Raw genomic sequence first — 14,179 nt, 5'->3', positions numbered from 1 at the left:
TCGAGGTGCCGGCCCTGCCGTCTCCGTGTGTCTGCGGGCTCCGCCCGCCGCTGAGCGAACGTATCGCTCGCTCGATTGATTCGAGCGGATGTACCGTTCGCTCGGTCGGGGTTGGGGGCGGTGCCTCGGCGGGTAAGCTGTGTATCCGTGCTTTCCGTCGTTCCGTCCGCCGTCACCGTGCGGGCCCCGTCCAAGGTCAATCTGCACCTGTCGGTGGGTGAGGTGCGCCCGGACGGCTATCACGACCTGCACACCGTCTTCCAGGCGCTGTCGCTGCACGACGAGGTGACCGTCACGCCGGCCGACACGCTGAGCGTCGAGGTTCGCGGCGCCGACGCCGCGGCCGTGCCCACCGACTCCTCGAACCTGGCGTGGCGCGCCGCCGAGCTGATCGCCGCCCGCGCCGACCGCGCCCCCGACGTCGCGATCACCATCGACAAGGGCATTCCCGTCGCCGGGGGGATGGCCGGCGGCAGTGCCGACGCCGCAGCGACCCTCGTCGCACTCGACGCCCTGTGGGGTCTGGGTGCGAGCCGTGCCGACCTCGACGAGCTGGCCGCACAGCTCGGCAGCGACGTTCCGTTCTGCCTGCACGGCGGCACCGCGCTCGGCACCGGGCGCGGCGAGCAACTGGTGCCGGTCCTCAGCCGCGGCACGTTCCACTGGGTGCTGGCGCTCGCCAAGGACGGACTGTCGACGCCGGTGGTCTTCCGCGAACTCGACCGGCTTCGCGAGCAGGGAGATCCGCACCGGATCGGCGACACCGACGCGTTGCTGCACGCCCTCGGAAGCGGCGACGCGGGGGAAATGGCGCCGCTGCTCGGCAACGACCTCCAGGCCGCGGCGCTGTCGTTGAACCCGGTGTTGCGGCGCACTCTGCGCGCGGGGCGCGAGGCGGGAGCCCTCGCCGGGATCGTGTCCGGGTCCGGCCCGACATGCGCCTTCCTCGTCGACGACGAACACGCCGCGGTGACGGTCGGCGCGGAACTCGCGGGGGCGGGGGTGTGCCGCACCGTGCGGACGGCGTCGGGCCCGGTTCCGGGGGCACGCGTCGTCGACCACACCCGCAGCACCCACCACTGACCCACACCGCCGGATCGGCGGCCCCGCCGAGACCGGCGGACCAGCGACACAGGAAAGGCATCCGCTCCACGTGGCGAATCTGATCAACCTCGAACAGGTCTCGAAGTCCTTCGGCATCAAGCCGCTACTCGACTCGGTGTCGCTCGGCGTGAACGAAGGCGAACGCATCGGGGTGGTCGGCCTCAACGGGGGTGGCAAGACCACCATGCTCGAGGTGCTCGCCGGACTCGAGGAGCCCGACTCGGGGCGGGTGAGCCGCGTCGGCGGTCTCCGCATGGCCGTCGTGACTCAGCGCGGTACGTTGCCGGCCGGTGCATCCGTCGGTGACGTCGTACTCGGCCCGCTCGGCGTCGCGGAACACGAATGGGCGGGCGACGCCCGGATCCGTTCGGTCCTCGCCGGAATCGGCATCGACCGATTGGGGCTCGACACGATCGTCGACGGCCTGTCGGGTGGCGAACGTCGCCGGGTCGCTCTCGCGGCAGCGCTCGTGCAGGAACTGGACCTGCTGGTCCTCGACGAACCCACCAACCATCTGGACGTCGAGGGTGTGCAGTGGCTCGCTGAGCATCTGCTGTCGCGGCGCAGCGCGCTCGTCGTCGTCACCCACGACCGCTGGTTCCTCGACACCGTCGCGACCCGCACGTGGGAAGTGGTGGGCGGCAAGGTCGAAAGCTACGACGGCGGCTACAACGACTGGATCTTCGCGCGCGCCGAACGCGCCCGGCAGGCCGACGCGATGGAGGAGCGTCGCCGCAACCTGGCGCGCAAGGAACTCGCCTGGCTGCGTCGCGGCGCCCCCGCCCGCACGTCCAAACCCCGCTACCGCGTGGAGGCAGCCGAAGCGCTCATCGCGAACGTGCCGCCGCCGCGTGATTCGGTGGCGCTCGCGTCGTTCGCGAAGCGCCGCCTCGGGCGCGTGGTCGTCGAACTCGAGGACGCGACGCTGACGTCCCCGGACGGTCGCGAGCTCGTCCGCGATCTGACATGGCGGCTCGGCCCCGGCGAACGCATCGGTCTGGTGGGCGTCAACGGATCGGGCAAGACGACGCTGCTGCGCACCCTCGCCGGGGAACGGGAACCCGCTGCCGGTCGCCGCATCCAGGGGCAGACCGTCGAGATCGGTTGGCTGCGACAGGAACTCGACGATCTACCCACCGACATGCGGGTGCTCGAGGCCGTTCAGGATGTCGCCGAGCGGATCACATTGGGCGACAAGGAGATCTCTGCCGGCCAGCTCGCCGAACGGCTGGGGTTCACCCCTGCCCGGCAGCGCACCCCCGTCGGTGATCTGTCCGGTGGTGAACGCCGCCGTCTGCAGCTGACGCGGGTGCTCATGGCCGAACCGAACGTGCTGCTGCTCGACGAACCCACCAACGACCTCGACATCGACACCCTCCAGCAGCTCGAGGATCTGCTCGACGGCTGGGCGGGCACCCTCGTGGTCATCAGCCACGACCGTTACCTCGTCGAGCGCATCTGCGATTCGACGTGGGCGCTGTTCGGTGACGGCAAGCTCACCAACCTCCCGGGCGGCATCGACGAGTATCTGCGCCGGCGCGCGGCGATGGGGGACGGCGACGTGCCGTCGTCGGCGTCCACGGTGGGCAAGAGCGTGGACGCGGGTACAGCGCCGGCGGCGCCCCGACTCGACGGCGCCGCCGAACGCGCGGCCCGCAAGGAGTTGTCGCGGCTCGAGCGGGCCGTCGGCAAACTCACCGACCGCGAGGAGAAGCTGCACCACGATCTGGCGGAGGCCGCGACCGATCCCACCCGACTGCAGGAACTCGACGCGGAGCTGCGGAAGGTGGTGGCCGAGCGGGAGGCCGCCGAGGAACAGTGGATGGAACTCGCCGAGCAACTGGGCTGACCCGAACCGTTCCCGCGGCCCGAACTGCTTCCCGCGTCTGCAATTGCCGTCGCGGGAAGCAGTTCGGTCCGCGGGAATGCAGCTGCGCACGATCATGTGTCGCTCACACGGTCTCGATGTGCAACGACCCTCCGGTATCCGTGACGTGCAGCGATTTCCCGATGAGATCTGCACCCGCGGCAAGGATGCGTGCCCCGGACCGGTCGGTGTGTCCCGCGACGCGTCGGCCGTCGGGTGCGGTCGCGACGAGGAATCCGACGGACGGTTCTCCGTCACGCCCGTACTCGGCGGTGGCGGTGACGACCTCGACCTCGCCGGAGTGGTCGAGCGCGAGTTCGGGGCCGGTCGCCTCCATCGGCACGGGGACGGGATCGCCGACGTACCCGTCGACGTGGGGTTCGGCGCCGAGCGCAACGACGTGCTGGTAGGTGAGGAACCCGCCGTTGCCGTGCACCAGCGCGCGGTGTGCCCCTGCGCGCAGGCGACGGGTCGCGGAGACGATCGAGTGGAGCGTGTAGCTGTTGAGAGGCCCACCGAAGAAGGAGTGCCCGCCGGTCACGGACGGGACGGTCTCGCGGGGCAGACCGAGGTGCTCGACGAGTAGCTTCGGCACGATCGGGAAGCAGCTGTACGCGTCGACGACATCGAAGTCGGTGGCGGCGAGCCCGGTGGCGTCGAGCATCCGTCGCAGCGCATCGGCGAGTGCCGGGGAGCGGCCGAGTTCGGCGCGGGCGAGCACGTCCACCGGTTCGGTCGCGCCGGCGCCGCCCCACACGTACACGATCCGGTTCTCGGCGACCCCCAGCGACCGGGCGGTCGCGAGCGAGGTGACGACGACGGCCGCGGCCTGATCGACGAACGGCATGGCGTTGACGGTCAGCGGATAGGGATCGGTGACCATGCGGTTCCCGGGGCCGACGGTGAGGATGTCGTCGACGCTGCGCGGTGTGCGTGTCCATCCGGCGGGATCGGCGGCGGCGAGTTGCGAGAACGCGGCGTACATCGTCGCCGACCAGCGCATCGATTCGGCCCGTGACTGCCCGATCTCGTGGCTGAACCGATTCTCGAACAGCGGGTAGACGCGGGTCGGGGCGATCATCGCGGCGCGTTGCATCGCGGGACTGCCGAGATCGTCGGGATCGAACGCGGGTGGTCCACCCGGGGCGGCGATCCAGCCGAGCGTCGCCGGGTTCCGACCGGATTTCAGCAGTGCGGTCACCGAGGCCTGGCTCTCGCCGCCGACGATGAGCGCGGTGGTGCGGGCGCCGGTGGCGACGTCGCGTGCGACGCGGTCGAGAAGCGCGGCGGGCCAGTGTCCGCCCAGCGGTGTGGTCTCGGTCAGGGCGGGTGTGACACCGAGTCGGCCGGCCAGCAGTCCCGGCAGGTCGTCGTACGTCCAACTGGCCGTCCGCACCGCGTGTACGGCGTCGATTCCGGCTGTCGGGGCGTCGATTCCCGCATCGGCGAGTGCGGCGGCGGCCGCATCGTGGACGAGCTCGAGGGGTTCGCGTGGTTCGGCCGGCGCCCCCGCGGATCCCGATCGCAGGCCGGCGGCTCCGATCACGACGGGGATGCGGTGGGGTTCGGTCACGATCGTCGTTCTCCGTCCGGTCGGCTGGTGTGCGCACGAGCGTATACCGATCTGCCGGGTGCTCGGCGCCGGGGCCTGCGCGCGCTCGGAGGGACATCGCGGTTCCGTCACGACGCACGTCGCTGTGACGGAACTGCAATCAGGAGCGTCGGCGAGTCGGGGAATCGCACGGTGTGCCGTCGTGATCCGGGCTAGCCTGGCAGGGGGAGACGCGGTGACACGGGAGGTCGGCGATGGATCTGGCGGCGGTCGAGCAGATTGCTCGCGTCAAGTTCCGTTACGCGAGGGCCCTCGACACGAAGTCCTGGTCCGAGCTGGCCGACACCCTGATTCCCGAGGCCACCGCCGTGTACGGGGAGCATCTGAGCTTCGAATCCCGCGACGTGTTCGTGAACTTCCTCGAGAACACCCTCGGCGTCCACATGATCACCGAACACCACTGCAGCCATCCCGAGATCGACTTGTCCGACGACGGGCGCACCGCGACCGGTACGTGGCTGCTCGCCGACACCGTGATCGTTCCGGAGGACGGCATGGTGCTGCGCGGTTCGGCCCACTACCACGACCGGTACGTGCTCTGCGAGGACGATCGCTGGCGGATCGCCCACACCGGGTACGAGAGGAACTGGGAGACGGTCGTGTCGATGTCGGACGTGCCGTCGTTCCGGGTGAGCAGCGGCCGGTGGGCACTGCTGCAGCAGCCTCCTCGGGCGTCCTGACGAGCGAGCGCCCGGCCGGGCGCGGGAAGGAACAACCGATGACGATGCCCGACGACACGGTCTTTCCTCGCTCCGGCGCACTGCCGTACCTCACCGTCGGGCGGGGACGCGATGCGATCGACTGGTACACAACGGCGTTCGGTGCGGCGCTGATGGGGGATCCGATCTTCACCCCCGACGGCCGGCTCGGACACGCAGAACTGAGCTTCCCGTCCGGCATGGTGTACCTCGCCGAGGAGTTCCCCGAGATGGGCCTGACCGCACCCGCCGGTGGTGCGACGTCGGTGAGCCTGATGCTGCCCGTCGACGACACCGACGCGGTCCTCGAACGAGCGCGCACCGCCGGCGGCACCGTCGAACGATGGATCTCCGAGGGGCACGGACACCGCAACGCCACCCTCATCGACCCGTTCGGGCACCGGTGGATGCTCGTGGGGCCCCTCACCGGCGAGGTGACACCCCCGCCGGACTGACCTGCTCCGCGCGCGCCGGTGTCGCATTCGCCCGGTAGGCTCCCGCCCGTGAACGAGTCGCTCATCCGAACCCGCGTCGCCGACGGTGTCGGCGAGGTGCAGCTCGACCGGCCCGCCGCACTCAATGCGCTGGGCCCGTCGATGATCCGGGACATACACGCCGCGCTGGAACGGTGGCGCGACGACCCGGAGGTCACGGCGGTCCTCGTGACGAGCAACTCCGAGCGCGCGTTCTGCGCGGGCGGCGACGTCAAACCCGTCCGCGACGCGATTCTGGCCGGGCACGGCGCCGACGTCGTACGCGACTACTTCGCCGCCGAATACCGGCTCGACGAACTCGTCGCCACCTACCCGAAGCCGTATCTGTCGTTGATCGACGGTGTCACCATGGGCGGTGGCCTCGGGATCTCCGTGCACGGCGCCGTCCGCGTGGTCACCGAGAACGCCGGTTTCGCGATGCCCGAGACCGCCATCGGATTCGTCCCCGACATCGGATCGAGCCATTTCCTGCCGCGGCTGCGCGGCACCACCGCCCGCTGCGATGCGGTGGGCATGTATCTCGCCGTGACCGGGACGCGGATCGGTGCGGGTGATGCCGTGGCGGTCGGGCTCGCCACCCATTTCGTACCGAGCGCCCGTGTCGACGATCTCGCCGACCGCATCCGCACCGGTCGGTGGCAGGACGCCCTCGACGAATACGTCGGCCCGGCGCCCGAATCCGACCTCGAGCGCCGCGTACCCGACATCGAAGCGGTGTTCGGCGACGGCACCGTCCTCGACATGTTGGCTCGGCTCGACGATCCGGAGAAGGCAGGCGTCGACGCGGAATGGGCGGCACAGACCCGCGCCACCCTGCGTGCGGTGTCGCCGACGAGCGTGTGGACGACGGCCGAGTTGATGCGGCGCGGCGCCGAGAGCACCCTCGCGGAGTGCTTCGCGCGCGAACTCGACGTGGCGGTGCACATCAGCGCCGTCCCCGACTTCGTGGAGGGTGTCCGTGCCGTCCTCGTCGACAAGGACCACGCGCCGACGTGGTCACCGGCGACGATCGAGGACGTCGACCCCGCCGACGTCGCCGCGCTGTTCGGCGACTGAGACCCTGTCGCCTCGGTCGCCGAACGACGCGGGCGGGGCTCAGCGGGTGAAGCGACCCGGCGTCTGAAGATCGACGACGATCGGCTGCCCACCGAGGGTCGCGTGGATCTCGGGCTTCTCCAGGCCGCCGGCCAGGAGGTACTCGCCCAGGAGTTGCAGCAGCTCGTCCGAATCGAGGGTCGGATCGGCGTGTGTGCGGGACGCCCGCGACGTCAGCTCACCCTGCGCCAGTCGTGCCGCGATCCGCACCGACGCCACACCCATCGAGTTGCGCCGCGACGGGGCGCCCGCGCCGAGACCGTCGACGGCACCGTTCTGGGTGACCCCCGTCGCCGGGGTGCCGTTGGTGCTGGTGCTGGTCATCGAGAACGTCCCTTCGTTCGTGGCGCCGACACCCACCGTGTCGGCGAGGGTGCGGTCGAATGCGTGATCACCGACGGTCTTCGTCGTGCCGACCGTCGTTGTGGTGCTGGTCATCGGGGTACTGCTCGGCAGGGGTGTGCTCGGCAGCGGATAGATGAAGGTCCCGGCGCGTCGCCGCCCCGACGAGCGTCGCCCGCCCGACGTGTCGTCCGACGTCGCGCCGGCGGCATCTCCGGAAACGGCGTCGCCCGGGGCGGAGCCACTTCCGTCGTCGGCGGTGTCGGCGGTGCTGTCCGTCGACGCGCCCTTCGACAGCGACACCGTGTCCTTCGCCGGCGCCGTGTGTTTCGGAGACCGGGTGGACCGGCTGCCCGCCGTCGACGCGGTCTCCTGCGTCGCCTCGGTGTCCTTCGTCGACGCGGTGTCCTTCGCCGACGCGGCGTCGTCTGCCGACGCGGTGATCTTCGTCGGCGCGGTGTCCTTCGGGAGGGTGGTGTCCCCGTTCGGCGGCGCGCCGTCGGGCGTCGCCGTCGATGAATCGTCGTTCATGCGAGAAAACTCCTGAGATGACCCGAGCATGTGCTCGACGGCAGCAAGTTACCAGCAATGCCCGGTGTCGTCATCACCCCGTATGTCGGATTCGGGATCCGGGGGTGTCAGTCGGTGGCGGCGACCAACGGCTCGAGCGTCAGCTCCGGCATCTCCTTGAGGAGGTACTGCAGTCGCCACTTGTCGCTGACCAGCGCGAGCAGCACCCCATCCGACCGGGTGAACACCTCGACGCCGCGCTGACGGTTCAGTTCGTCCGCCGACGCCGCATCCGTGCGTCGCGCGAGCGCGTACCCGAGCGGTTCGACCCGCGGCTCGACGTTGTACTCGGCCTTCATCCGCGCCGACACCACCTCGAACTGCATCGGGCCGACCGCCGCCATCACCGGGGACGCGTCGCCGCGGATGTCGTTGCGCAGGATCTGCACGACCCCCTCGGAGTCGAGCTGGTCGACGGCCTTGCGGAACTGCTTGTACTTCGAGGCGCTCTCGGCCCGCAGGATCGCGAAGTGCTCCGGCGCGAACGACGGGATCGGTGGGAACTCCACCTTCGGATCCACGTACAGGGTGTGGCCGGGCGCGAGCGCCGTCGCGTTGACCAGACCCACCACGTCACCGGGGTAGGCGTCCTCGACGGTGCTCCGTTCCCGGCCGAACACCGTCAGCGCGTACTTCGTCGCGAACGGTTTCCCGGTCTGCGCGTGCGTGACGACCATGCCGCGTTCGAACACGCCCGACACGACGCGCATGAACGCGAGCCTGTCGCGGTGGGCGGTGTCCATTCCGGCCTGCACCTTGAACACGACGGCGCTGAACGGATCGTCCACCTCCCGCGGAGAACCGTCGACGTCGAGTCGTGCACGCGGCGGTGGTGCGAGCGCGACGAGAGTGTCGAGGATCTGCCGCACACCGAAGTTGAGCATCGCCGACGCGAAGATCACCGGCGACGTCTGGCCGGCGAGGAACAGTTCCTGGTCGTGGTCCTGCCCGCTCGCCGACAGCAGTTCCGATTCCTCGGCGGCCTCGGTCCACACGTCGCCTTCGCGGTCGAGTGCGCCATCGGGGGTCAGGTGCTCCTCGGGTGCGATCCGCGCGCCACCGGCGGTGCGTGTGAACTTGATGTACTCGAGTGCCTCCCCGGCGCGGTCGTCGGTGCCGCGTCGCAGCAGACCCCGGAAGTCACCGGCGATGCCGACGGGCCAGAACAGCGGGGTGGGTGTCAACCCGATCCGCTCGTCGATCTCGTCGAGAAGTTCGAGAGGGGCGCGGCCGGGACGGTCCCACTTGTTGATGACGGTGATCACCGGGATACCCCGATGCCGGCACACCTGGAACAACTTCAGGGTCTGCGGTTCGAGGCCCTTCGCGGCGTCGATGAGCATCACGGCGGCGTCGACCGCGGTGAGCACCCGGTAGGTGTCCTCGGAGAAATCGGAGTGGCCGGGGGTGTCGACGAGATTGACGACGTTGACGACACCGTCGTCGGATTCGGACGAGGTGTAGTTGAACTGCAATGCCGTGGAGCTGACCGAGATACCGCGGGCCTTCTCCATCTCCATCCAGTCCGAGACCGTCGCCTTGCGCCCGGCCTTGCCGTGCACGGCACCGGCCTCCGAGATCACCTTCGCGTGCAGCGCGAGCGCCTCGGTGAGCGTGGACTTGCCGGCGTCGGGATGGGAGATGACGGCGAACGTGCGGCGACGCCGGGCCTGGGCCCGCACGTCGGCGGCGGAACCGCTGGTGGCCGGACCGCCTGTGACGGAGTCGCCGGCGGTGGACGCGTGCGGGGTACTCAACGCGGAAAACCTCTCGAAGCTCGAACAAAGGGATGCCATCGCAGGCAACTCGTCCATGTTACTCGTCGATCGGGTGTCGATTTCCGTGAGATTCGGTCACGTTTCGCGAGCTCCGCCGTCCGGTGACCGGCCGGAGGTCCACGCTGACGACAGGTGACCGTCGCACCGCCGCGGCGGTCGCGGACCGGAGGAGGGTGTCGTGAGCAGGTTCACCGACGAGATGTACGCGACGGCACGATCGAGCACGCGCGGGCTGACCACCGGAGAACCGGGCGCGCCGCTGCGGCAGACCTGGGGGCGGATCCACGAGCAGGCCCGGTCGGTCGCGGGTGCGCTGGCCGACGCACGGATCGGTCCCGGTGACGCGGTCGGGATCCTCGCCGGCGATCCCGTCGACATCGCGCCCGTGTGCCAGGGCGTGTGGATGCGCGGCGGCAGCATCACGATGCTGCACCAGCCGACGCCCCGCACCGACCTCGCCGCGTGGGCGCGCGACACCGAGACGGTGCTGCGCATGATCGACGCGCGGATCGTCGTCCTCGGGGCACCGTTCGACGTCGCCGAACCGCTGCTGCGCGAACGCGGCATCGACGTCGTCACGGTCGCGCAGCTGCGTGCCGGGCGGCCCGTCGACCCGGTCGATCCCGCAGAATCGGACATCGTGCTGCAGCAGTTGACGTCGGGGTCCACGGGAACCCCCAAGGCCGTGCAGATCACGCACGAGAACTTCTACGTCAACGCGTACGCGATGTTCGACCGCATCAAGTTCTCCCTCGACGACGACGTCATGGTGAGTTGGCTGCCGCTGTTCCACGACATGGGGATGGTCGGTTTCCTGTCGGTCCCGATGCAGCTGGGCGGGGAGGTCGTGGCCGTGACCCCCCTCGAATTCCTGCGGTCACCGATGCTGTGGGCGGAGCTGATCACGAAGTACCGGGGAACCGTGACGGCCGCCCCGAACTTCGCCTACTCGCTGCTGGCCCGCAGACTGTCGCAGGCCCCCGACGGCGCGGTGGACCTGTCGTCGGTCGAGTGGATGTGGAACGGTGCCGAGCCCGTCGACCCCGACACGATGGACGCACTCGCCGAGGCCGGTCGCCGGTTCGGTCTGAACCCGGCTGCTCTCGCCCCGGTGTACGGGATGGCCGAAACTACGCTCGCGGTGTCGCTGCCGGACCCCGGTCGCGGGCAGGTGCTCGACGTCGTCGATCCCGACCTCCTCGAATCCGGGGGGATGGCCGTGCCCACGTCACGCCCGCACGCCCGGCGGCTGCCCACCCTCGGGCGTCTCGTCCCCGGGCTGGAGGGGCGCGTGGTGGGGCAGGACGGCCGGGTGCTGCCGCCGCGCGGCGTCGGCATCATCGAACTGCGCGGCCGGGCCGTCACCCGCGGCTACCTCACCGTGGACGGACCGGTCGCCGCGCAGGCCGCCGACGGTTGGTTCGACACCGGCGACATCGGCTACTTCACCGAGGACGGGCTCGTCGTCGTGTGCGGGCGGATCAAGGACGTCATCATCATGGGCGGTCGCAACATCTATCCGACCGACGTCGAACGTGCCGCCTGCGCGGTCGAGGGGGTGCGCCCCGGCAATGCCGTCGCGGTGCGGCTCGATGCCGGTGACCGTCGGGAATCGTTCGCGGTCGTGGTGGAGACGGGCCGCATCGACGATCCGGGGGAGGTGCGCCGCATCGAACGCGAGGTGGTGCACGCCGTCGTCGCGGAGGTCGGGGCGCGACCGCGGACCGTCGCGGTGCTGGGGCCGGGGAGTATCCCGAAGACGTCGTCCGGCAAGCTCCGCCGCGGCAGCTCCGCGGCCCTCCTCTGACCGCACCACTCGGACCCGTGCGCCTTCTTGGTAGTTCCGCCCACCAGAAAGGCGCACGGGTCGGGGTCAGTGGAGGCGGTTCTGCGCGCCCTCGAGACCGAGCCCGAGCAGCAGCTCGACGGCGTCGGCGCCCTCCTCGCAGAACACCGGCAGGTCCTTGCGTTCGGTGCTGGAGAACGGTTTGAGCACGAAGTCGGCCGGGTCCTGCCGGCCCGGCGGCCGACCGATCCCCATCCGCACCCGCAGGTAGTCCTTCGTGCCGAGCGCCGACGACGTCGACCGCAGGCCGTTGTGCCCGTTCTCTCCGCCGCCCTGCTTGAGGCGGATGGTCCCGTAGTCGAGGTCCAACTCGTCGTGCACGACGACGACGTTCGCCGGTGCGACGGAGAAGAACTTCGCCAGACCCGCGACCGGTCCACCCGACAGGTTCATGTACGTGCGGGGTTTCGCGACGATCACCTGCCGGCCGTCGAGCCGCGCCTGCACGATCTCGGCGTTGCTGCGCTTGTGCGCCGAAAACTTCCCGCTCACCCGCGCGGCCAGCACGTCCGCGACCATGAAACCGATGTTGTGGCGGGTGTTCTCGTACTTGGGGCCGGGGTTACCCAACCCGACGACGAGCACGGTGTCCTCGCTCACGTCCACTTCCCCTTCCGAACACGCGTGCGGCGCGCCATCCCGCAGGATGACGCGCCGCACGTAAGACGTCACCGCCTCGAGCAGAGCGCTCAGGCCTCGTCGGCCGCGGCCTCGTCGGCCTCGTCGGCGTTCTCGTCGAGCGCCTTCGGGGCCTCGACGATGTTGACGAGCAGCAGCTCCGGGTCGTCCTGGAGGTTCGATCCGGCGGGCAGCTCGACGCCACCGGCGAGGATCTGGGTGCCGGCCTCGGCGCCCTCGATGGACACCGTGACCTCCTCGGGGATGTTCAGGGCGTCGGCCTCGAGCTTGATGGTGGTGACCTCGTTGACGACGAGGGTGCCGGAGCCGGCGACACCGGTGAGGACGACGGGCACCTCGACGGTGACCTTCTCGCCCTTCTTCACGACGAGCAGGTCGGCGTGCTCGATGTAACGACGGATGGGGTGCACGACGACCGACTTGGTCAGCGCGAGCTGCTCGGAGCCCTCGATGTCGAGGGTGAGGACGGCGTTGGTGCCGTGGTTACGCAGGACCGCCGCGAACTCGAGGTCGGGCAGGTTCAGGTGCTGCGGGTCGGTGCCGTGGCCGTAGAGGACGGCGGGGACCTGGCCGGCGCGGCGTGCGCGGCGGGCGGCGCCCTTGCCGAACTCGGTGCGGACGGCGGCTACGAGACGGTTCTCGTCGGACATGATGCAACGGCTCCTACGCTTGTGACTTCTCGGGCGGTCGGTCTTCTCGGCGATACGCGGGACCGGACACGCGCGGCAGGTCGAGTGTTCGACACTCGGATGGAGCCGCGGTCGCGTCGATCACGGTGAGCCAGCGATACGCGGTTCACCCTCGCCGAGACAACTCGAAACACTCTACCGGATCGCCGGTGACGGCATCAACGGGGCCGTCGGTGCCGAAGTCATCCCACCGTCAGGCGACGGACCTCGGCGAGGAACCGGTCGACGTCGGCGGGCGAGACGAAATAGTGCGGCGAGGCCCGCACCACGGCGTCCAGGCCCCGATCCGTCATGTCGAGCAACGTCGAACTGCGTCCGCTGACGGTGACGGTGACCGACCGTGCGGCGAGTGCGTCGCGGACCGCCGCGGGATCGTGGCCCTCCACGGTGAACGACACGATGCCGCTGCGGTCCTCGCCGAGATCGCGGACGGTCACGCCGGGGATCCGGCCGAGACCGTCGCGCACGTGCTCGGCCCGGTACGAGACGGCCTCGGTGACCGCATCCACCCCCAGATCCAGCAGGTAGTCGACGGCGGTGCCGAGCCCGAGGCGTGCGGCGACGTCGGCCTCCCACAGCTCGAACCGGGTGGCGTCGGGCGCGAGGTCGTATCGGTCGGGTGACGTCCACGTCGCGCTGTGCTGATCGATCACCGGTGGTTCGAGGTCACCGATCAGCCGCGGCCGCACGTACAGGAATCCGGTGCCGCGGGGCCCGCGCAGCCATTTGCGACCCGTCGCGGACAGCGCGTCGACGTCCAGTTCGGGCACGCTCACGGGGATCTGTCCCACGGATTGGCAGGCGTCGAGCAGTACCAGCGCCCCGACGGCGTGCGCGGCGTCGGCGACGTCCCGGACGGGGTTGACGAGACCCCCGTTGGTGGGGGCGTGCACCACCGACACGATCTTGACCCGATCGTCGAGCATCCCGCGCAGCGCGTCGACGTCGAGGCGTCCCGATGCGTCGGACGGGACCACCTCGACGACGGCGCCGGTGGCGCGGGCGCGCTGCAGTGCGGCGACCGCGTTCGCGGCGTACTCGGATCGCGACAGCAGGATGCGGTCGCCGGGTGCGAGCGGCACGGCATGGAAGAACGACGTCCACGACCGGGTGGCGCTGTCGGACAGCGCGACGGACGTCGCGTCGACGCCCAGCAGTCGGCCGATCGACGACTTCACCGCCGCGAGGTCGTCGAGACGTTCGTTCGCCGCGACGTACCCGCCGACCTCGGCCTCGCGTCGCAGATGCCCCACCACGGTGTCGAGCACCGGGGTCGGTGGCAGCGACGATCCCGCGCTGTCGAGGAACACCCGCTCGAAGCAGGCCGGTGTGTCGCGGCGGGTCTGTTGCAGGTCGAGCACGACGACCTCCTCGCTCTCCGGTGCCGGGGTACCGCCGAATGTAGCCCGGGGCGCCGGCCCGGGAGTGTTCTTCGGGCGGTGGAC

At 70.2% G+C, this 14,179-nt stretch carries 12 protein-coding genes; 6 read left to right on the top strand and 6 right to left on the bottom strand.

All coding sequences use genetic code 11. From position 1 onward, the window contains the following. Positions 1–147: 147 nt before the first annotated feature. Together LDQ05_RS02765 and LDQ05_RS02760 are read left to right on the top strand one after the other, a co-directional pair. Entirely contained in the window at positions 148–1,083 is a 936-nt protein-coding gene (locus LDQ05_RS02765; RefSeq protein ID WP_226435365.1) for a 4-(cytidine 5'-diphospho)-2-C-methyl-D-erythritol kinase, read from the top strand. A 70-nt stretch (positions 1,084–1,153) separates the two neighbouring features. After that, on the top strand, positions 1,154–2,953 hold the full coding sequence (locus LDQ05_RS02760; protein ID WP_226435364.1) for an ABC-F family ATP-binding cassette domain-containing protein: 1,800 nt from the start codon (positions 1,154–1,156) through the stop codon (positions 2,951–2,953). Between the two features lie 103 nt (positions 2,954–3,056). On the opposite strand, the gene LDQ05_RS02755 is transcribed toward LDQ05_RS02760, so the two are convergent. Beyond that, positions 3,057–4,544, bottom strand: coding sequence for a TLP1 C-terminal extension domain-containing protein (locus tag LDQ05_RS02755; protein ID WP_226435363.1), 1,488 nt, complete (start codon positions 4,542–4,544; stop codon positions 3,057–3,059). Positions 4,545–4,777: 233 nt separating this feature from the next. Here LDQ05_RS02755 and LDQ05_RS02750 point away from each other — a divergent pair, with 233 nt between their 5' ends. From LDQ05_RS02750 to LDQ05_RS02740, 3 genes are read left to right on the top strand one after another with little or no spacing between them, the layout of a single operon-like run. Continuing rightward, a complete protein-coding gene (locus LDQ05_RS02750; RefSeq protein ID WP_226435362.1) occupies positions 4,778–5,263 on the top strand; it encodes a nuclear transport factor 2 family protein in 486 nt (161 codons plus the stop codon). 38 nt (positions 5,264–5,301) lie between these two features. After that, entirely contained in the window at positions 5,302–5,736 is a 435-nt protein-coding gene (locus LDQ05_RS02745; RefSeq protein ID WP_226435361.1) for a VOC family protein, read from the top strand. A gap of 48 nt (positions 5,737–5,784) precedes the next feature. After that, positions 5,785–6,831, top strand: coding sequence for an enoyl-CoA hydratase/isomerase family protein (locus tag LDQ05_RS02740; protein WP_226435360.1), 1,047 nt, complete (start codon positions 5,785–5,787; stop codon positions 6,829–6,831). A 39-nt stretch (positions 6,832–6,870) separates the two neighbouring features. Here LDQ05_RS02740 and LDQ05_RS19985 read toward each other — a convergent pair whose 3' ends face one another. Together LDQ05_RS19985 and LDQ05_RS02730 are read right to left on the bottom strand one after the other, a co-directional pair. After that, positions 6,871–7,308, bottom strand: a complete 438-nt coding sequence (locus tag LDQ05_RS19985; protein ID WP_226435376.1) for a hypothetical protein — start codon at positions 7,306–7,308, stop codon at positions 6,871–6,873. A 542-nt stretch (positions 7,309–7,850) separates the two neighbouring features. Continuing rightward, entirely contained in the window at positions 7,851–9,539 is a 1,689-nt protein-coding gene (locus LDQ05_RS02730) for a peptide chain release factor 3 (protein WP_264184331.1), read from the bottom strand. A 199-nt stretch (positions 9,540–9,738) separates the two neighbouring features. On the opposite strand from LDQ05_RS02730, the gene LDQ05_RS02725 reads away from it, so the two are divergent. Continuing rightward, a complete protein-coding gene (locus tag LDQ05_RS02725; RefSeq protein ID WP_226435359.1) occupies positions 9,739–11,367 on the top strand; it encodes a fatty acyl-AMP ligase in 1,629 nt (542 codons plus the stop codon). Positions 11,368–11,433: 66 nt separating this feature from the next. On the opposite strand, the gene pth is transcribed toward LDQ05_RS02725, so the two are convergent. The 3 genes from pth to LDQ05_RS02710 all read right to left on the bottom strand — a co-directional run bounded on the left by pth (position 11,434) and on the right by LDQ05_RS02710 (position 14,095). After that, on the bottom strand, positions 11,434–12,006 hold the full coding sequence (pth, locus tag LDQ05_RS02720; RefSeq protein WP_226435358.1) for an aminoacyl-tRNA hydrolase: 573 nt from the start codon (positions 12,004–12,006) through the stop codon (positions 11,434–11,436). 89 nt (positions 12,007–12,095) lie between these two features. Continuing rightward, complete coding sequence (locus tag LDQ05_RS02715; RefSeq protein WP_226435357.1) at positions 12,096–12,695, bottom strand: 50S ribosomal protein L25/general stress protein Ctc; 600 nt, start codon at positions 12,693–12,695, stop codon at positions 12,096–12,098. Positions 12,696–12,916: 221 nt separating this feature from the next. Continuing rightward, positions 12,917–14,095, bottom strand: a complete 1,179-nt coding sequence (locus LDQ05_RS02710) for an aminotransferase class V-fold PLP-dependent enzyme (RefSeq protein ID WP_226435356.1) — start codon at positions 14,093–14,095, stop codon at positions 12,917–12,919. Between the last annotated feature and the right edge of the window lie 84 nt (positions 14,096–14,179).

Origin of the sequence: Rhodococcus yananensis, from assembly GCF_020515525.1 — a bacterium.
GTDB classification, from domain to species: Bacteria; Actinomycetota; Actinomycetes; order Mycobacteriales; family Mycobacteriaceae; genus Rhodococcus; species Rhodococcus yananensis.
The sequence above is the reverse complement of the archived record's forward strand: the minus strand, read 5'-3'. Positions and strand labels throughout refer to the sequence as shown.

Coding starts and splice junctions, on each gene's coding strand:
- LDQ05_RS02750 (WP_226435362.1), top strand. CDS start 4,778: ATGGATCTGGCGGCGGTCGAGCAGATTGCTCGCGTCAAGTTCCGTTAC.
- LDQ05_RS02745 (WP_226435361.1), top strand. CDS start 5,302: ATGACGATGCCCGACGACACGGTCTTTCCTCGCTCCGGCGCACTGCCG.
- LDQ05_RS19985 (WP_226435376.1), bottom strand. CDS start 7,308: ATGACCAGCACCACAACGACGGTCGGCACGACGAAGACCGTCGGTGAT.
- LDQ05_RS02715 (WP_226435357.1), bottom strand. CDS start 12,695: ATGTCCGACGAGAACCGTCTCGTAGCCGCCGTCCGCACCGAGTTCGGC.